At 64.4% G+C, this 18,388-nt stretch carries 16 protein-coding genes; 10 read left to right on the forward strand and 6 right to left on the reverse strand.

Going from position 1 to position 18,388, the window contains the following annotated elements; all coding sequences use genetic code 11:
• Positions 1-43 precede the first annotated feature (43 nt).
• From GXY15_09495 to GXY15_09510, 4 genes are all read left to right on the forward strand, one after another.
• Positions 44-838, forward strand: a complete 795-nt coding sequence (locus GXY15_09495) for a phosphoribosylformylglycinamidine synthase subunit PurQ (protein ID NLV41442.1) — start codon at positions 44-46, stop codon at positions 836-838.
• Positions 839-860: 22 nt separating this feature from the next.
• Positions 861-1,256: a VOC family protein gene (locus tag GXY15_09500; protein ID NLV41443.1), complete on the forward strand. Its 396-nt coding sequence runs from the start codon at positions 861-863 to the stop codon at positions 1,254-1,256.
• Positions 1,257-1,282: 26 nt separating this feature from the next.
• A complete protein-coding gene (locus GXY15_09505; protein NLV41444.1) occupies positions 1,283-2,485 on the forward strand; it encodes a neuraminidase (sialidase)-like protein in 1,203 nt (400 codons plus the stop codon).
• A 511-nt stretch (positions 2,486-2,996) separates the two neighbouring features.
• Positions 2,997-3,461, forward strand: coding sequence for a hypothetical protein (locus tag GXY15_09510; GenBank protein NLV41445.1), 465 nt, complete (start codon positions 2,997-2,999; stop codon positions 3,459-3,461).
• Between the two features lie 65 nt (positions 3,462-3,526).
• Here GXY15_09510 and GXY15_09515 read toward each other — a convergent pair whose 3' ends face one another.
• The 4 genes from GXY15_09515 to folK all read right to left on the reverse strand — a co-directional run bounded on the left by GXY15_09515 (position 3,527) and on the right by folK (position 6,134).
• Entirely contained in the window at positions 3,527-3,901 is a 375-nt protein-coding gene (locus tag GXY15_09515; GenBank protein NLV41446.1) for an aspartate 1-decarboxylase, read from the reverse strand.
• Complete coding sequence (locus tag GXY15_09520) at positions 3,892-4,758, reverse strand: pantoate--beta-alanine ligase (GenBank protein ID NLV41447.1); 867 nt, start codon at positions 4,756-4,758, stop codon at positions 3,892-3,894. Before GXY15_09520 ends, GXY15_09515 begins: the two co-directional genes overlap by 10 nt.
• On the reverse strand, positions 4,755-5,552 hold the full coding sequence (gene panB, locus GXY15_09525) for a 3-methyl-2-oxobutanoate hydroxymethyltransferase (GenBank protein NLV41448.1): 798 nt from the start codon (positions 5,550-5,552) through the stop codon (positions 4,755-4,757). The genes GXY15_09520 and panB overlap by 4 nt, the downstream gene beginning before the upstream one ends.
• Before the next feature lie 63 nt (positions 5,553-5,615).
• Entirely contained in the window at positions 5,616-6,134 is a 519-nt protein-coding gene (gene folK / locus GXY15_09530; protein NLV41449.1) for a 2-amino-4-hydroxy-6-hydroxymethyldihydropteridine diphosphokinase, read from the reverse strand.
• Positions 6,135-6,695: 561 nt separating this feature from the next.
• On the opposite strand from folK, the gene GXY15_09535 reads away from it, so the two are divergent.
• The 3 genes from GXY15_09535 to GXY15_09545 all read left to right on the forward strand — a co-directional run bounded on the left by GXY15_09535 (position 6,696) and on the right by GXY15_09545 (position 9,749).
• A complete protein-coding gene (locus GXY15_09535) occupies positions 6,696-7,802 on the forward strand; it encodes a hypothetical protein (GenBank protein ID NLV41450.1) in 1,107 nt (368 codons plus the stop codon).
• A gap of 426 nt (positions 7,803-8,228) precedes the next feature.
• Complete coding sequence (locus tag GXY15_09540; protein ID NLV41451.1) at positions 8,229-9,206, forward strand: hypothetical protein; 978 nt, start codon at positions 8,229-8,231, stop codon at positions 9,204-9,206.
• Between the two features lie 84 nt (positions 9,207-9,290).
• Positions 9,291-9,749: a DUF1080 domain-containing protein gene (locus GXY15_09545; GenBank protein ID NLV41452.1), complete on the forward strand. Its 459-nt coding sequence runs from the start codon at positions 9,291-9,293 to the stop codon at positions 9,747-9,749.
• Between the two features lie 51 nt (positions 9,750-9,800).
• Here GXY15_09545 and GXY15_09550 read toward each other — a convergent pair whose 3' ends face one another.
• Both GXY15_09550 and GXY15_09555 read right to left on the reverse strand, forming a co-directional pair.
• A complete protein-coding gene (locus tag GXY15_09550; protein NLV41453.1) occupies positions 9,801-10,637 on the reverse strand; it encodes a hypothetical protein in 837 nt (278 codons plus the stop codon).
• Between the two features lie 16 nt (positions 10,638-10,653).
• Positions 10,654-13,563, reverse strand: a complete 2,910-nt coding sequence (locus GXY15_09555) for a hypothetical protein (GenBank protein NLV41454.1) — start codon at positions 13,561-13,563, stop codon at positions 10,654-10,656.
• Between the two features lie 432 nt (positions 13,564-13,995).
• Between GXY15_09555 and GXY15_09560 the strand changes: the two genes are divergently transcribed.
• From GXY15_09560 to GXY15_09570, 3 genes are all read left to right on the forward strand, one after another.
• The gene (locus GXY15_09560; protein NLV41455.1) at positions 13,996-14,505 is read left to right on the forward strand and encodes a hypothetical protein; all 510 of its coding nucleotides are present in this window, start codon (positions 13,996-13,998) and stop codon (positions 14,503-14,505) included.
• A 100-nt stretch (positions 14,506-14,605) separates the two neighbouring features.
• On the forward strand, positions 14,606-16,690 hold the full coding sequence (locus GXY15_09565; GenBank protein ID NLV41456.1) for a hypothetical protein: 2,085 nt from the start codon (positions 14,606-14,608) through the stop codon (positions 16,688-16,690).
• Between the two features lie 236 nt (positions 16,691-16,926).
• The coding region (locus GXY15_09570) for a DEAD/DEAH box helicase family protein (protein ID NLV41457.1) at positions 16,927-18,388 on the forward strand (1,462 nt) is incomplete at its 3' end.

Here is an 18,388-nt window from a genome sequence, read left to right on the forward strand (position 1 = left end):
ACGCGGGCGGCGCGGGCGCGCCATTACCTTGAGGACAGGACACATGTCGGTCAACGCGATCGTGCTCACCGGATTCGGGATCAACTGCGACAACGAGACCCAGGGCGCCCTGGCGCGCGCGGGCGCGTCCGCGCGGCGGGTGCATCTCAACGATGTCATCGCCGACCCGGCCCTGCTGGGGGACTACCACATCATGGCCATCCCCGGCGGCTTCTCCTTCGGCGACCATGTGGCGTCGGGGAAGATCCTGGCCAACCGCCTGCGCGGCAAGCTGGGCGGCCCCGTCCGGCAGTTCATCGCCGACGGCAAGCTGATCATCGGCATCTGCAACGGGTTCCAGGTCATGGTGAAGATGGGCCTGCTGCCGCTCTTCGACGGCGAATTCCGGCAGGAGGTGACGCTGGCGTGGAACGACACCTGCCGCTTCGAGAACCGCTGGATACGGCTCAAGGTGGACCCGGACACCCGCTGCGTCTGGCTGAAGGGCATGGAATACCTGGACCTGCCCGTCCGGCACGGCGAGGGAAAGTTCATTCCGGCGGACGACGCCACCCTGGCCCGCCTGAAGGCCGGCGGCCAGGTGGGGCTCCGCTATGTGCGGCCCGACGGATCCCCGGCGGGCGGCGAGTTCCCCTTCAACCCCAACGGCGCGGCGGACGACATCGCCGGCATCTGCGACCCCTCCGGGCGCGTGTTCGGGCTCATGCCGCATCCGGAGGCGTTCCAGGACCGCACCAACCACCCCGAATGGACCCGGCGGGACGACCTGCCGGAGGAGGGGATGGGCATGCGCGTGTTCCGCAACGCCGTGGCCCATGTGAAGAGTGAGCTGCTCTGAGGGTTTCCCTCGGGAGGTGACCATGCCCCGGTTGGACCATGTGGCCCTGCGCGTCGCCGACTTGGACGCGTCCATCGCCTTCTACACCGAGACGATCGGCCTCCCGTTCATGTTCCGCGAGCTGGACACGGACCACCACGAGGCCTTTGCCTATCTGGAGGCCGGGGGGGGAAACCTGGAGCTGCTCCAGCCCTTGGACGCGGAGAACCGGCCCGCGCCCTTCAGCACCCCCGCGCCGGAGCCCCCGTACTGCCCCCACGTCGCCCTGGGTGTGGAGGATGTGGACGCGATGGCCGCGCGGCTGGGCGCGGCGGGGGTGCCGCTGCTGGCGGGGCCGCTCGAAATCCCCGGCAAGGTCCGCTGGGCCTATGTTGCGGACCCGGACAACAACGTGCTTGAATTCGTGCAATGGCTGTGACGCGCGGACGCGCGGGAGACCCCCTCATGACCCTCACCGGCGCTGTTCTGTTCTGCATGGCCCTGGCGGCCGCCGACACCCCCGTCCACGAGGCGGGGTTCATTTTTCCCGTGAACGACCAGCACAACCACGGGTCCAGCATTGTGCAGGCGCCCAACGGCGACCTCCTTGCCTGCTGGTTCCACGGATCCGGCGAGCGCCAGTCCGACGACGTGATGGTGCAGGGGTCCCGGAGGCGCGCCGGGTCGGACACGTGGGAGGCCCCCTTCGTCATGGCCGACACGCCCGACCTGCCCGACTGCAACCCCGTGCTGTTCATGGACCCGAAGGGAAAGCTGTGGCTCTTCTGGGTGGCCATCCAGGACAACCAGTGGGGAGGCGCGCTGCTCAAGTGCCGCGTGTCCACCGACTACACCAACGACGGGCCGCCCGTCTGGCAGTGGCAGGACGTGATCCACACCCGCCCCCGCGAACTGGAGGAGCGTTTCCTCAAGGTGGTGGACACGGGGCTGGAGGTTCTGGGACCCATGCTGGACGCCGCCCCCGAGATCAAGGAGGAGGCAGCCAAGGCGCGGGAGCGCGCCCAGGACAAGCTGCACCAGCGCCTCGGCTGGATGACCCGCATCCACCCGCTCATGGTCTCCGAAAAGCGCATGCTCCTCGGCCTGTACTCCGACGTGTTCAACTGCTCGGTCGCCGCGTGGACCGAGGACGACGGGGCCACCTGGACCTGCGGCACCCCGATCCTCGACGAGAGCCTGCTCAAGATTTCCAACATCCAGCCCGCCTTTGCCCAGAAGAAGGACGGCACCGTGGTTTCGTTCATGCGGGACAACGGCCTGCCCAAGCGCATCCGTCGCGCCGAGTCGAAGGACCTGGGCGACACCTGGTCCGCCGTGGAGTCCATGGACATTTGGAACCCCGGCTCCAGCGTGGACGTGGTGGTGCTGAAGAGCGGCGCGTGGCTGCTGGTGTGCAACGACACCACCGACGGCCGCCACAAGCTGACGGTGTACCGTTCCGGGGACGAGGGGGCAACCTGGCCCGTGAAGCGCGCGCTGGAGAGCGAGCCGGACAAGGAGGACGGGTCCTTTTCGTATCCGTCCATGATTCAGGCGGCGGACGGCACGGTCCATGTGACCTATTCCCACACGCGCAAGGACGTGAAGGGCAGCACGATCAAGCATGCGCGGTTCAACGAGGCGTGGGTGCTGGCGGGCGCTGAGTGACCCGCCGGAGGCTGTCCGGGACATGGCGGGGTTTCGGGGAGGGAACCACCGATGAACAGTGATAAACACCGATAAATCCTCTGGGGGCCGGGGAGGATGGACGTGAACCGGAGCATGCACGGGAACGAAGCCGCCCCGGTGCCAAGAAAGTGCCAGCTTCGCGGGGTGGAGCAGTTTCACATCGGGATGGGTGTTTTGAAAAGGACGTCGAGCATGGGCACCGAGGTGGCACGGGCTTCCAGCCCGTGCCACCTCGCTGCGTGTTCCCGGCATCTTGTTCCAGGTACGGCGTTTCAGCCTCTAAATGCCGCGGCCGCTCCCGGAAAAGCCGTTTCTTTTCCTGCTTCATCAGTGTTCATCGGTGTTCATCGGTGGTTGCTCTGTTCGCTGGTTTCCCCGGCCCCCTTGGCTTGTGGGGGGCGATATTTTTGCTTGCGGAATCAGCGGGGCTTCCTGTAAACTGTTGACAGACGGGTTCCCACGGGGGAACAGACCATAGGAGCGGTGTGCCATGACTACCCGGATTCTTCGCGCGGTCCTGACGGTTTCGGCGGTGTGTGTCCTGCTGTCGTTGTCCGGCTGCAAGAACGCCACCATCAAGATGAAGCTGGTCAACGAGAGCGAGTTCGCCATCACGGACCTCCGGGTCTGGGAGGTGGACCGGGACGGCGAAACGCTGGACGCCGCCGAGGCGGACCTGAACCGCATGCCCCTTGATGACAGCGGCACGACGCATCCGCTGGCGGCGATGGACGAAGTGGTGGTCCCCTGGCTCTTTCGGAAGTCCATGCACAGGGTCTCGGTGACGTTCTACTTCCCGTCTACGGACACGCGCCCGGAACCGGTCTTTCTGACCTGCGAGGCCCCTGTCCTGCTGGACCTGCGCGGAGAGCAGCGGAAGAGCACGGTGATCCTGACCACCTCCCTCACGCGGGAGAACGAGGGGGTGTTCACCTTCGAGGTCGAGGCCCCCTGATCCCATGAAAAAATCCGCCCCGGCGCGCTGTCCTGCGCGCCGGGGCGGTTGCTTTTTCGGTCCGCCTACTCCGCCTTGACACCCCGTGTCACGGAGGTGATCCGGTTGGCCGCGTCCACCAGCACCACCGTGGGCTGGTGTGTCTTCGCCTCCTCCGGCGTCATCTGCCCGTAGGTGAGCACGATGACCAGGTCGCCGGGCGCGCCGAGGCGGGCGGCGGCGCCGTTCAGGCAGACCACGCCGCTGCCGGGCGCCCCCTCGATGAGATACGTTTCAAAGCGCGCGCCCGTGTTGATGTTGAGCACATGCACCTGCTCGTAGGGCAGCATGCCCGCCGCGTCCATCAGGGTGCGGTCAAGCGTCAGGCTTCCCGTGTAGTTCAGGTCGGCCTGGGTGATGGTGGCGCGGTGCACCTTGTTCTTGAACATCGTCAGCAGCATGGCGCGTCCTCCTTTGGGGCGTCCGGGGTGAACAGGATGTTGTCTATCAGCCGGGTGTCGCCCACCCATGCGGCCGCGGCGAGGAGCACCGGGCGGTCCACCGCCGCCACCGGCCGCATCGTCTCCGCGTCCACCAGCTCCACATAGTCAATCCGCGTCTCCGCGAGGCCCGCGCCCACCCCGGCCACCACCGCCGCCGCGTCGCGCAGCCCCCCGCGCATGCGCCGCTCCGCCTCGAAGAGGCTGCGCGAGATGCACAGCGCGCGGGCGCGCTCCTCCGGGCCGAGGTAGCGGTTGCGCGAGCTCATGGCGAGGCCGTCCGCCTCGCGGACGATGGGCATCTGCACGATCTCGACGCCCGTGTCGAGATCGCGCGCCATGCGCCGGATGACGGCGCACTGCTGGGCGTCCTTCTGCCCGAAATAGGCGCGGTCCGGCTCCACGGCGTTGAAAAGTTTCGTGACGACCGTGGCCACCCCGCGGAAGAAGTGGGGGCGGCTTCCGCCGCAGAGCCCTTCGCTCACGCCGCCCACCTCCACATACGTGCTGTAAGACTCCGGGTACATGTCCCGCGCCGAGGGCAGGTACAGCGCGTGGACACCGATCCCCTCCAGCATCGCGCGGTCCGCCTCGAAGGTGCGGGGGTACCTGTCAAAGTCCTCGTTCGGCGCGAACTGCGTTGGGTTGACGAAGATGCTGGCCACGGCGGCGCCGCATTCCCGCACCGCGGCGCGCGCGAGGCTGGCGTGGCCCTCGTGCAGGGCGCCCATGGTGGGCGCGAAGCCGATGGTGCGCCCCTCCGCGCGGCGCGCGCGCGACCAGGCCCGCATGGCGTCGGCTGTCTCCAGAAGGATCATTCGTACTGGTGCTCCGGTCCGGGGTAGGCCCCCTCCCTCACCTCGCGGACATAGGCGGCGAAGGCGCCGGCCATCTCGCCGCGCACGTCATGGTAGGTCTTGGCGAAGCGGGCCTTGCCCCATCCGAGGAGGTCGTGCATGACGAGCACCTGCCCGTCGCAGGCCGGGCCCGCGCCGATGCCGATGGTCGGCACGCGCAGGGCGGCGGTGATCTCGGCGGCGAGAGGGGAGGGGATGCACTCCAGCACAACGGCGAAGCAGCCGGCCTCCTCCAGCGCGCGCGCCTGGGCGAGGATGCGGCGGCTGTCCTCCTCGGAGCGGCCCTGCACCTTGAACCCGCCGAAATGCAGCACGGACTGCGGCGTGAGGCCCACATGGCCCATCACGGGGATGCCCGCGCGGAGGATCGCCTGGATCACGCCGCCGAACTGGTCGGCGGGCCCCTCCAGCTTCACGGCGTGCGCCCCGGCCTGCCCCGTCAGGCGGCCCGCGTTGCGCACGGCGTCCGCCTCGCCCGTGTGGTACGAGAGGAAGGGGAGGTCCGCCACGACCAGCGCGCGGGACACGGCCCGGGCGACCATGGCGGTGTGGTGGTGCATGACGTCCATCGTCACCGGCAGGGTGCAGTCGAGCCCCATGACGGCCATGCCCACGGAGTCCCCCACCAGAATGGCGTCCACCCCGGCCTCGTCGGCCAACTGGGCGCCGGGGAAGTCATAGGCGGTGAGCACGGCGATCTTCTCGCCGGCCTCCTTCTTTCGCCGGAAAGACACCGGCGTGATTCTGTCCCGCATCGCGTGTCCTTGAACCCGTGACGAATCCGTCCCGGTCCCGTGTTGGGCTCCAAGCGGAGCGGTTCAAGCAGTCCCTGCCGGCGGCCCCACCGGCGCCGCCGACGCCCGTTCGGCGTCCGGCAGCAGCGCAAGCAGTTCCGCGACGGTCTTTCCAGACACCGGATCCGGCGCATCCGGGGCGATCTCCGCGAGCGGCGCCAGCACAAAGGCGCGCTCCCGGAAACGCGGATGGGGGAGGGTCAGCTCCGGCGTGTCCATCACCGTGTCCCCGAAGAGGACGATGTCCACGTCAATGACCCGCGGGCCCCATCGCGGCCCCGGCCGGCGTCCCAGCCCCGCCTCCAACGCCTTCACCGCGTTCAGGAGTTCAAGCGGCCCGAGGGCCGTCTCGATCTCCGCGGCGGCGTTGAGAAACCGCGGCTGGTCCGTCTCCCCCCACGGCGCGGTGTCATACAGGCGCGACACCGCCGTCACCGCCGTTTCCGGCAGCGCGGCCAGGGCGCGCACCGCACCCGCAAGGGAGGCCTTCCGGTCGCCCAGATTGGAGCCCAGACTCAAGAAGACGCGCGACGTCGTTCGCATGGCGGACTCCAAAACCTCGGCACAGGGGCCATAATACCACACTTTTCGCGGAAAGGCACGGTCTTTGGAGCGGAAAATGGGGCGGCCGGGGGGCCCTGCTTCCTCCGACCGATCGGTCGGATCGGTCCGATCAGTCGGATTGGCCGGGCCTGTCTGACAGGTCCGACTTGTCTGACCTGTCAGACCAGTGCTTCTTCACCCCTGATCGCCGGATAAGACATCGCGAGAACCGAATCCGTGGCGGGAACGAGATTGCCACGCTTCGCTCGCAATGACCGGAAAACGCGCGTCATTGCGAGGCGGCCGCCCCGGGCCGCCGCGGCAATCTCTTGTCGGAAGACCTCAGGGTCTCCACACCTCATGGATGAACACGCCCCTTCACACCGCCGACGCTTTCAGCGCGAATCCCCAAGGTGTGCGTTCCCTAGAACACGTCCACGACCATTTCTTATCCGGCGATTCGGGTTCACCCTGTCTGTTGCGGCCCCCGGGTTCTGTGGCATATCATGGTTGCCGCTTTACCCCCCCGCGCGCGGGGAACAGAAGGGAGTTTTCTTCGCCATGCCCCACCCCCAGTTTGACCGTCATGAGTTGCATGTCAAGCCCCTGTCCGCCCGGAAGGACAAGGTGTACATCGAGCAGAGCCGCGTGCTTCCCGATGCGCCTGGGACGCACCCCTTCACCGGGACGGGGGAGAAGGTGGTCCGCGAGACCGTGGAGCGCATCCGGCGCGCGCGGGAGACGGGCAAGTCCCGCATGCTCACCTTCGGCGCGCACTCCATCAAGAACTGCCTCGCCCCGGTTTTCATCAAGCTCATGGAGGACGGCTGGGTCACCCACCTCGCCACCAACGGCGCGGGCATCATCCACGACTGGGAGTTCGCCTTCCAGGGCCACAGCAGCGAGGACGTGCGGGCCAACGTGGACCGCGGCGAGTTCGGCGTGTGGGAGGAGACGGGGTTCTACCTCAACCTCGCCCTCGTGGTTGGCGCGTGGCGCGGCATGGGCTACGGCGAGTCCGTCGGCGCCTTTGTGGAGCACGAGGGGCTGGACATCCCCACCGAGCAGGCCCTGCTCGATGAGATCCACGAGCAGGCCGCCGTGGCCCCCGCGCAGGCCGCGGCGGCGGCGGACCTCCTCGACCGGATCCGCACCTTTGAACTGGATCCCGGATGGATGGCCGTGCCCCACCCCTACAAGCGCTTCGGCATCCAGTCGGCGGCCTACCGGCTCGGCATCCCCTTCACCAGCCACCCCATGATCGGCCACGACATCATCTACAACCACCCCATGAACCACTGCGCCGCCATTGGCCGCGCCGCCCAGCGCGACTTCCTCGCCTTCGCCCGCCAGGTCTACAACCTCGACGGCGGCGTCTACATGAGCATCGGCTCCGCCGTCATGTCCCCCATGATCTTCGAGAAGTCCCTCTCCATGTCCCAGAACCTGCTCATCCAGCAGGGCAGGCACATGGACGACCACTTCATCGTCGTCGTGGACCTCCAGGAGTCCCACTGGGACTGGGCACAGGGCGAGCCCCCCATGGACAACCCCGACTACTACCTCCGCTACAACAAGAGCTTCAACCGCATGGGCGGACAGATGCGCTATGTGACGGCGGACAACAGGGACTTCCTGCTGGCGCTGGTCAAGGGGCTCGCGGGGTAGACCAAGGGAGAACGGCTAACCCAAAGAAAAAACCGTCTTGACAGCCCCCGGCGCATCTGGTAGGATCAGGGTCAAAGAGGGCCGGGAAGCGGCCAGGTTGCCGCCCTCGCGCCATCTTAAATTGAGCCGGTCCCTGTCGAAAGATGGGGGGTAACCTCAAGGACGTCAGCACGACCATGATCTATACGCATGTGCTGAACAAGGGAGGCCACGGAGTCCGTAGCCCCATGGACGGTCTATGAGCGTGGTCTTATGCCGATCCGCATAACACGCCGAGATAAATGGCGAGATATGAAGGAAGACATTGAGAAACAAGAAGTTGGCGCATTTGGAGCAGGATGTCCAAGAGCGTCTTGTACGGACAGGAACGCAGAAACCCGCGTTTATGCGGGTCCATCTAATTATTGTTGGGACGGAGGAACAAGAATGAGCAACGATACAACCAAGGAAAACTGGTACACACGCATCTGCGTAATAGTGTTTCTTCTCTTCTTGGGTGCCCTTGTTTGCTGTAGTTTTCGCTATGGAACCCCTCAATACCAGATCACCACCAGCATTCTCCTTGCCCTGTCCCTCATGGCTGTTGCCATTCTCGCCGATTCCTTCAGTTCCATTTCGTTCGGAACCATCTTCCACCTAAGGAAGGAAGTCACCCGTGCGGAGACTGAACGAAAGGAGGCTAAAGAGGAAGCCCGCGAGCTTCGCTCTTCCTTGGTCAACTTGGCAACTAGCGTCCACCAGTCGCAGGTGACAACCAACATCAGCGGTATGGATGTTGCAACATTGAGGCGGGTGTTGGGGGTTGTTGAAGCGTCTCCAGAAGAGAAGAAAAAGGCAGAGGAGGAAGTCCGAGAGGTAGGCGATCATGAAGAGGAGGATCAGGCAACGGCGGCACCTGACGTCGAGGAAACCTGGAAGTTTCATCGCGCGTTGAGGGCCGTCATCGAAGAAGATCTATTTCGTCGCTTCTTAGAGAAGTACAAGGTGCCCCCCTTAGAATTGAGGCGAGAGGTTCGCTTCGACGCTGGCATTGAGAATGTCGACCCAATAATGAACCGAACCCTTATCTATGATGGATACGTCCGAACAGATCAGAAGGAGTACTTCATCCAAGTGTCCCCGATATCGAGCGGGCCTAGCAGCATGTTCGCAGACCGTCTCTACGTCGCCCTAGCGAGGGTTCTATTCTATCGTCAAGTCAAGAAGGTGGACGCCGAACTGGTCTATCTCGATGTCGCATTTCCTGAGGACTCAGACGAACGGTTTTCAAGGCGATCACGAAATAGACTCATGGAATGGTTCCAGCCTGCTGTTGCCAGTTCACTGCTTCGTGTCGAACTCTGCTCTCTCACTTCAGAAGAATTTAACGCCCTGAAGGACGAAGCCAAAAAGAAACTGTCCTAACAATCGCGTCGAGGTTACAAAATGACCCGCGCGGACGCGGCCCATTTTGAACCTCACACGTGACGTTCTTTTCCTACCGTGCCGATGTTCTTGATCGCGTCGGCCATCTGCTGGCCGTTGGTCTTGAACGACGCCACGGTCTGGGTCATGAGCCGATTGACGATTTACGATTGCGGATTTTATTTCTGTCGCACTTGCTCTCAGTCGACACTCGTCAACCCGAAAACCACAATCGGAAGACGCCGACCGCTTCATCGAAGAGTCCCGACAGCGCGGACTTCCCTCGGGCGCGTCGCACCCTCGGAGGCGGCGGAGAAACCGGCGGGGGAGTGGCAGACCCTGGATATCACCCTCGTGAACCGGCATGTCACCGTGGTGTTGAACGGCCGCAAAATCCTCGACAACCAGCCGGCGGCGGGATGCACCGGCGGGGCGCTCTGGTCCGACGAGTTCATTCCCGGTCCGGTATACTTTCAGGGAGACCATACCGGCGTGAAGTACCGCAACATCGAGCTGCGGCCGGTGGTCCGAAGCACATCGTGAACCTGCGTGAAAGAACGGCAGGAACGCTGGTCCGCAAGGAAGAAGGCCGCCCTATTCCAGCGTCTTTTTGAGCCATTCCCGCACGGCCTGCCGGGCCGGAATGTCACGAAGGGCCCAGGCGTCGTTGTGATTGCGGAAGGGGAGGGGGCAATAGGTGAAGGGCGCGCTGATGCCGGTGGATTCGATGTATGCGCGCGTTTCCGCCAGGCCGGTCGCCCCGTCAACAATGAAGCTGGGGCGGCCGGCAAGCCGTTGCAGGCGGGCGCGCGCGGCGGTCTTGCCGGAATCGGGATAGTCCCATTCGCGCACGCCGTCGTAGTGGCTGTTGGGGATGAAGGCCCTCCAGAGGGCGGCAATCTCCTCATCGTGAAGGCCGATGTACCCGCAGGCGATGGCGCCTCTGCTGAAGCCGCACAGCACGATCTTCGCGGGATCACCACCCCACTGTTCACAGACCCGGGCCACTTCGCGCCTGGCATAGGCAACCGTGGCGTCCACATCGCCCCACCACACGGTCTGGTTCCTGGCGCCGTCCCCGCTGACATAGGGCAGGCACAGCCAGATGTAGTCGGTTCCCCCGGAGATGCCATACCCCAACTTGCTGCCCTCAACCTCTCCGGTGCTGACATCGCCGTACTGGTTGCGATAGTTGCCATTGCCCGCATACTCGACAAGAACGCCGTATTTCTTTCCGGGCTGCCAGTTGACCGGAAGATAGAGGACGTGATGCACCTCCGTGCCCTTGTACTCCGGGGCCACAACAACGACGCGCGCCCCGGCCCGGGGCGGCCCCGCCTCTATCGGGGGAATGGTCAGGTCTGCGGGCACCGTGGTGATGTCCGGGCCGCTTTCGGCGAGGGTGACGACGGCCAAGTGCGCCAGAAGCAGCGCGGCGAGCGCAATTCTACTGCTCTGCACGGCGGAACCTCTCCTCCTCTGACCGGGCCGTCTTTCCATCCACGGAAAGCCCTTCAAGAACGAACTTGAATTCCGCAGCCGCGTCATCAACAGGCACGGTAAATTCATACGGATATGCGTCATCAACGACCGTATTCGAGGCGCCGTTCTGCGCATAGTGCAGCGTGACGGCGCTGAACTCCGCGTCATCCGCCTGCAGGTAGATGTACGCGTTGTCCGTGTCCAGGCCGGGCAGCATCATGGCCCGGGCATTGCCGAAGGGCATTTCCAGATAATCCGGCGACCAGGAAGCGCGGCCCTCCCGCCCAAGAATGCCCGGCTGAAACGTGGGATTGATTTCAACACCGCCGATTTCAACCGACGTGATCCCCTGCGCCTTTACCGTGACCGTGAAGACCCCGTCAGCAATGGAGAGGGGCTTCCGCGCGCTGTTCTGCTGCCGGACTTTTGCCCGCTTCGCTTGTCCCGAAAGCCCGCCGATGAGTTTGCCGTTCAAGGTGACGTTTGCTGTCACCTCCTCTTTGGACTGGTTGGCAAATGCAATGAACAGTCTGCCGTCTCCCCGCGCCGTCAGGTAGTTCAGTTCAACCTGGTCGCACTCGAGGACCCCCTGCGGCATCCAGAGGCACACCCCTTTCGAGCCGTACCACTCGCCCGCCTGGTGCCCGTAGAAGCTGTTTTGCAGGTAGGCATAACCTTCAATGAACGCGCTTGGAAAGGTGATCCGCCCTTTGGAGCGGACAAAGACGTCCGAGACCAGATAGTCCAGCAGCATGGACATCATGGGCCAGACGTGGTTGTAATGGAAGGAGTTCACGCTGAGCTCCCTGTGATCCCGCAGCGGATAGTCCGCTTTCTCGTAGATGGTCGTCCGTTCGGTGTTGATGTGGTAGCCGGGGAAATTCCGGTACCTTCCGACCACCGCCGAGCGCGCGATATCCGACAGGAAGGGGTCGCGGGCATAGTAGCCGAGGCGGAGCATCCAGGGCGCGTAATTGGCCATGAATATGGCGCGGTGCCCGCCGCAGGTGCCGGAGGATTCGGAGGTCAGCCCCATTTCGGACAGACGCCATGCCGGGACCGTTTCCTCGGCGGCAAGCATCTGTTTGTGCCCCTTGTTCTTGAGGTACCAGTACATCGGCGCCTTTCCGCCCTTGTTTACCAGGATGTCCCGCTCCGGTATGGCGGGCGACATCCAGACGTGCATGGCAAAGAGCCGGGCGCCAGCCCGCGCCGCCTCCAGATAGCGCCGTTTGCCGGTCTGCTCGTACAGACACATCAAGTCTATCCACCTGGGGGCGAACTCGGTCCAGAAGAAGGGCTTTTTCGTGTCGGGGTCGTTGAAGTCGGTCTGAAACCGGTCAACACGGCGGCCGATATAGGCATCGGCCCCGGCGGTGGCCTCCTTAAGGTAAGACTTTTCCCCCGTGGCCCGGTACAGGGCGAGCGAGTTTTTCCAAGACCTCCCTTTTTCCACGACGTCGAGGTTCAAGGTCCTGTCCGTGCCATACATCTTCCCGGCCAGGGTCAGGAAGACGGGATTCGCCTTCTGGAAAACATCATAGAGCGATGCCAATTCGGTCAGGGGCGCGCAGGGGCCCTTCATGGCGCGCGACGGATTCTGAATCCGCTGCTTGCGGTCCAGGCAGAACAGAAACTTCTCCCGGGAGAGCATGTATTCCATCAAGGGGTACGCACGGCGCTGGTATATGTCCGCATTGTCCGTGACCAGCGCCAGGTTGAGCGGGTTCAAGGAGGACACATTTTTCACCGCGCCGGGCACATCCGTCGAGTAGGAGCACCCTTTGAGCTCCTCCAGAAACTGGCTGTACCCGCTCATTCCATAGTCAAGCAGGTTGTTCAGCGTGTCATTCAGGGAGGAGATGGCGTTATGCCGGTAGTCTGCAAACCCGTAGATATCCCGGGCGATCTTTTCGTAGGTGTCACTGCAATTTCCCGACGCCGAAACCAGCCGCATTCTGAAGAGAAACACATCCCCGGCATTCATCAGCGAACCCTGCCCGCCAAGCACGGGCGCAAAGATCATTGGCTGCGCGTTGCCCGCCGCATTGCGCAGGGCCACCCCAAACCGGGAGTTTTCCAGCGTCGGCAGGGGGTCAAAGGGCAGTTCCTCCGGGTCGGCTACCAGCGCGGCGCACTGTCCCTTGACCCGGGCCATTGCCGCCGGCAGGGTGCACAGGTGGGCAAGGGTCAGGAAGGAGGCCCCGGGAAAGCGTTTTTCCTGCCATATCAACGGCTGCCATATCTCATCGCATTCCGACGGGGTCGCCTCGGGCATGCCCGTGAATCCGACCGAATAGTACCCCCGCTCACGGGCCTGAAAGCGGAATGTCAGGACAGGTTCGCGTGCGGCGTCGGACAGTGCCAGAGAGGCGGTTATCGTGAAGTCCGGAGTGTCCTGAAAACGGAACTGTATGGAGTCTTCCGCACGCACGCTGTGCGTTGCCGTCACAACGCGGGTCTCCCCCGCGCAAAACAGGTCGGCTGTGCGGTTGTCGGTGCCCCCCTTCAGGACGCGCGCATCAAAGCCGTCGCCCGCCAGGACCGCGCCGCCGGCCGTTTTCTTCAGCAGGGTGTCCTGCGGCACCCGGGCGGGATCACCTTCCCAGCTGGCCACATTGTGGTTGACGCGCTTGATCGCGGCGGGCCGGAGCGCCATTTTGGGGTTTGTCTGCGCCGAGACAATGGTGAACGTCGGTGTGCACCGGAAATGTCCGCCCGTTTCCGCGCGCAGGAGAACGCCATGATCATCATTCAGCGTCAGCGAATACCATGCATTGCGGATGGTTGAGGTTTCGGCGTGGGCATGTGAAAGGGCGCCAAGCAGAAGAACCGGAAGGAGGAGAACATGTCTTCCAGCAGCGGACGCGAACATGAAAGATCCTCTCCGTCAGCCGCAGGCTCTCCACGGCGTCTTTGCCCACCGGTGAATTCACGGACCAAGGGGGATGAGCCAGGGAAAGAGGGTCAGACGCGCTTTCCCCCGTCTTTTGGAAGGGGCCGGTTCAAGTTCTGAGGGCGCGGGCCGGAAACCCAACGGCTTTCCAGCCCTCTTTGACCCCGATCCTAACAGACGCCCCGGAGGGTGTCAAGCCGCCTTTTCGGCGGATAACCGATGCCCAAGCCGGACCGGACTCGGGCCGTGTGCCCATTGGGGAATGGTCGTCGAAGCTGTCTGTTCAAAGGCGAAAGCGGGTATACTTTCAGGGGACCAAGCTGGTATGAAGTGCCGCAGCATCGGCTGCGCCGATGGTCAGAATACGGACTTTCCACCATCCCGGGAGGGTCGGGGCGAATGCAGCGGCGGGTGAAAATTCTTCTGGTGGCCGGGACTGCGGCGCTGGCCGTCGCGGCTGCGCTCGGCGTCTGGTTCCGCCTGGAGGAGGCCCGCGCCTCAGCGCGTCAGACAGTCTGCGTCCACAATCTGAAATTCCTCTCAACAAGCCTTTCCCGGTACGCCGAAGAGCACGGCGGACGCTATCCCGGCCGACTGGCCGATTTGTGGCCGCAATACATCGTGAACCTGGAGGACCTGGTCTGTCCGGAAGTGCGGGCCGCCTGCCTGCGCGGGCACGGGGTGCCCCACCCGTTTCCGGAAAACCCCGACGCGGACACGCTGGAGCGCCTGAGCAGTTACGCCTACGTCCCAGGACACACGGTGTCCGATCCGCCCGACACGGTGATTGCCTACGAGAAGGAGGACAACCACGGGGGACAGGGCCGGAGCCTCCTCTACCTCGACGGCCGCGGTGCCTGGGAACCGCCTCAGAACTGGCGGAACGGCCCGCCGAACACAACGCTTCCCCCGGGTTTCTAAAGGGAAGCGTCGGAAGGGATGGGAGGGCCTCGCTCGTTTTGTGCGGGGTCGTGCTGTTAGGCTTGGGGGGGACACCCGCAAGAAAGAGGGCACCGGCGACATGACACGGACACTGCTCGCAGGCTTGGCCGCCGCATGGCTTGTTTCCCTTTCCGCCGCGCACGCGGACGAAAAGATTGACCGCCGCGCGCTGGTCACGCGCCACAACATCTCCTGGAACGATCCGGCGGGGCAGATTCCGCTGGGCAACGGCGAGTTCTGCTTCAACGCGGACGCGACGGGCCTGCAGACCTTCGGCGGCAACTCCATGGCGCACTGGGGGTGGCATTCGTTCCCCCTGCCGGAGGGATGGACACCGGACCGCGTGCCCGCCACGGGGACCTTTCAGCAGGGACGGAACACGGGCCCCGACGAGTTTCCCAAGGGGGCCGAGGCGCTCCGCACCTGGCTGTTCGACAATCCCCACATCATGAATCTGGGGAGGCTTGGGCTGTCTGGAAAGGACGGGACAGCGCTGTCCCCCGGGGACATTTCCGGGGTGTCTCGCTCGCTGGATCTGTGGTCCGGGGCGCAGACCGCCACCTTCACCCTCCAGGGCGAGCCGGTGAAGGTCGAGACCTGCGTCCATCCGGCCCTTGACGCCGTGGCGGTGCGCATCGCCTCGCCGCTCCTCGGGCGGGGCGACCTGCTGGTCTCACTCGACTTCCCCTATCCCACGCTGGAGAACGGGGCCTGGGTCGGGGATTTTGGGCGCGTGGACGGGCACACGACGGAGATGGCTCCCCGGGGTGACAACGGGGCCGACTTCGCGCGCACGGTGGACGGCATGTCCTACCAGGTGTTTCTCCTGGGTTCGATCCGGTGCGCGGTGCGGAAGAATGACTCGCCGCACCGCTGGCTGATCGCGCCGGGCAAGGGGGCGGACCGCCTCGAATTCGTCTGTTCCTTTTCCCCGGAGAGAATCCCCACCGCGCTGCCGACGGCGGCGGAGACCTTCGCGGCGGCCGCCCGGCACTGGGCGGACTTCTGGGGCGCGGGCGGCGCGGTGGACCTGTCGGGCAGCGCGGACCCGCGCTGGCGCGAGCTGGAACGGCGGATCGTCCTGTCGCAGTACCTGATGGCGGCCCAGTCGGCGGGGAGCTGGCCGTCGTCCGAGGCCGGGCTGATGGGGATTGACCCGTGGCGCGGCCAGTTCCACATGGAGATGGTCTGGTGGCACCTCGCCCACTACGCGCTGTGGGGGCGGTGGCCCCTGGCGGAGGAGGCCGTCGGCTGTTACGCCCGCTTCCAGCCCGCCGCCCGCGCGCTCGCGGAGCAGCTCGGCTATGCGGGGCTGCAATGGGGAAAATCCGTAGGCCCGGAGGGGCGCAGCGCCCCGTGGATCGGCAACCAGGTCCTCCTGTGGAAGCAGCCCCACCCGATCTTCTTCGCCGAACTGGAATACCGGCTGCGCTCCGAACGCGCCACGCTGGAGAAGTGGGCGGACGTTGTCCAGGGCACCGCCGAGTTTATGGCCGACTACCCCGTGCCCGACCCGGCCACGGGCGTGTGCTCCCTCGCCCCGGTCATGCCGCCCAGCGAGCAGGGGATCACGCGCGACACGGTCTTCGATCTCGCCTACTGGCGGTGGGGGCTCGACACTGCCCAGCAATGGCGGGAACGCCTCGGCCTTGCGCGGGAACCGCGCTGGGACGATGTCCGCAGGCGGCTCGCGCCGCTGCCGGTGGGGAACGGCGTCTTCGTCCACTCCGCCGAATGGACCGACACCTACACCCGGCGCAACTGGGAGCACCCCGACCCCGCCGGCGTGTTCGGCATGCTGCCGCCCGTGGACGGCGTGGACCGCGACACGGCGCACCGCACCCTGCTCAAGGTGTGGGAGACTTGGGACTGGAACCGCTGCTGGGGGTGGGACTTCCCCTGGACCGCCATGGCCGCCGCCCGCCACGGCGAGCCGGAACTCGCCGTGGACGCCCTGCTGAAAGACGCCGGCGGGAAAAACCACTACGATGAGCGCGGCGTCTGCACCGGCGGGCCCTGCCCCTACCTCCCCGGAAACGGCGGCCTGCTCTACGCCGTGGCCATGATGGCCGCCGGATGGGACGGCGCCCCAGACCGCCCCGCGCCCGGTTTCCCCGAGGAAGGCTGGTCGGTCAAATGGGAGGGACTGCACCGGGCGACGTAGGGGTGGAAAGAAACCGGCGCTGAAAGCCTGAGGGATACGCGCATCTCCTATGAAGTGGGGAGGTTTCTGCCCCATGTGATGTCGCGTTGGAGGTCTGACTCTGTGTAATATGTACGCCATATGCGCAGGCTCACGAATTCGGAGCCGCCTAGTCGCGGACCCCAACCCGGCGGGGTGAGAAGCCAAATCCGGCGTAGAAATGACACGTTGCGCCGAAAGGGAGAAATCGCAAAGCCGTGCCTGGAATGAACGAAGCCGACACATGCCGCGTTCTGATCACCCCGGCCCTGCAAAAAGCGGGCTGGGGCGACCCTGTCTGGCGCATGGCCGAGCAGCACTATTTCACCGACGGCCAGATTGTTCTCGTAGGCGACGGGCACAGACGGCAGAAGGGCAAGAAGTCCGATTACCTGCTCCGCTATGAAGAGTCATTCCCGATCGCCGTGGTCGAAGCCAAGTCAGAAGACCTCGAACCCGGTGCCGGGCTTCAACAGGCCAAGGACTACGCGCAGATTCTCGGCCTGTCGTTCGCCTACTCCACCAACGGGCACGGCATCGAAGAATGGGATTTCACATCCAATACCCAGCGTAGCCTTGAAGCCTACCCGTCGCCTGCGGAACTCTGGCAACGTCTTTGCGCGGCCAAAGCCCTTGACGCCGAGCAACCCGCCAATCCCCTGCTTGCACCCTACTGCGCCAAGGGCGGCAAACTCCCCCGCTATTATCAGGAAGTCGCCATCAACCGCGCCATTGAAGCGATTTTGAAAGGACAGAAGCACGTCCTGATCAATCTCGCCACGGGAACCGGCAAAACGGTTATCGCCTTTCAGACGGCCTGGAAGCTCTTTCACGCGAAATGGAACACCTCCGCACAGGACCGCCACCCCCGCGTTCTCTTTCTGGCCGACCGCAACTTTTTGCGCGATCAGGCCTACAACACCTTCGAGCCGTTCGAGGGCGAACGCGACATCATCGCCGAAGGCCAGGCTCCCAAGAACCGCTCCATTTATTTCAGCATCTATCAGGCGATGTTCTCCGGCGTGGATGGCAAACGCCTCTTCCATCAATACCCGCGCGATTTCTTCGACCTTATCGTGATCGACGAATGCCACCGCTCCGGCTTCGGCACTTGGAACGCCATCCTCAAGCACTTCGATAGCGCCGTGCAACTCGGCATGACCGCCACGCCCAAGCGCACGGAAAACATCGACACCTACAAATACTTCGGCGATCCGGTTTTCACGTACTCCCTGGGCCAGGGCATTGACGACGGTTTCCTGGCAACCTATAAGATCCATCGAGCGGAGACAAATTACGTCCGCGACGGCCTAGTCTTGGAAGAAGCTGCGAAATACGGGGCTGTCGTGGAGGTTCCCCCGGACTTGGAACCGAAAGACCAGTATGACATGCCGGAGTTCGAGCGCAAGATCACCATGCCCGACCATGTGAGAAAACTCTGCGAACACATGGACAAGCTCATGCGCCGCTTCGGACGCATGGAAAAGACGATGGTCTTTTGCGTCAACATGGATCACGCCCTGCAGGTCACGGAGGAACTGAACCGCCTCAATACCGACCTGAACCAATCGGAATACGCGGTGCGCATCGTCTCGGAGGAAGGCGCGACGGGCAAGGCGTTGCTGGAGCGTTTTCAGGACACAGAAAAGCAAGTGCCCGTCATCGCCACCACGGTTGACC

It is taken from the genome of Candidatus Hydrogenedentota bacterium (genome assembly GCA_012730045.1).
GTDB lineage: Bacteria > Hydrogenedentota > Hydrogenedentia > Hydrogenedentales > CAITNO01 > JAAYBR01.

Excerpts from the sequence above, each read along its gene's own strand:
- GXY15_09495 (NLV41442.1), top strand. The coding sequence starts at position 44 with ATGTCGGTCAACGCGATCGTGCTCACCGGATTCGGGATCAACTGCGAC.
- GXY15_09500 (NLV41443.1), top strand. The coding sequence starts at position 861 with ATGCCCCGGTTGGACCATGTGGCCCTGCGCGTCGCCGACTTGGACGCG.
- GXY15_09505 (NLV41444.1), top strand. The coding sequence starts at position 1,283 with ATGACCCTCACCGGCGCTGTTCTGTTCTGCATGGCCCTGGCGGCCGCC.
- GXY15_09510 (NLV41445.1), top strand. The coding sequence starts at position 2,997 with ATGACTACCCGGATTCTTCGCGCGGTCCTGACGGTTTCGGCGGTGTGT.
- GXY15_09515 (NLV41446.1), bottom strand. The coding sequence starts at position 3,901 with ATGCTGCTGACGATGTTCAAGAACAAGGTGCACCGCGCCACCATCACC.
- GXY15_09520 (NLV41447.1), bottom strand. The coding sequence starts at position 4,758 with ATGATCCTTCTGGAGACAGCCGACGCCATGCGGGCCTGGTCGCGCGCG.
- panB (NLV41448.1), bottom strand. The coding sequence starts at position 5,552 with ATGCGGGACAGAATCACGCCGGTGTCTTTCCGGCGAAAGAAGGAGGCC.
- folK (NLV41449.1), bottom strand. The coding sequence starts at position 6,134 with ATGCGAACGACGTCGCGCGTCTTCTTGAGTCTGGGCTCCAATCTGGGC.
- GXY15_09535 (NLV41450.1), top strand. The coding sequence starts at position 6,696 with ATGCCCCACCCCCAGTTTGACCGTCATGAGTTGCATGTCAAGCCCCTG.
- GXY15_09540 (NLV41451.1), top strand. The coding sequence starts at position 8,229 with ATGAGCAACGATACAACCAAGGAAAACTGGTACACACGCATCTGCGTA.
- GXY15_09545 (NLV41452.1), top strand. The coding sequence starts at position 9,291 with ATGTTCTTGATCGCGTCGGCCATCTGCTGGCCGTTGGTCTTGAACGAC.
- GXY15_09555 (NLV41454.1), bottom strand. The coding sequence starts at position 13,563 with ATGTTCGCGTCCGCTGCTGGAAGACATGTTCTCCTCCTTCCGGTTCTT.
- GXY15_09565 (NLV41456.1), top strand. The coding sequence starts at position 14,606 with ATGACACGGACACTGCTCGCAGGCTTGGCCGCCGCATGGCTTGTTTCC.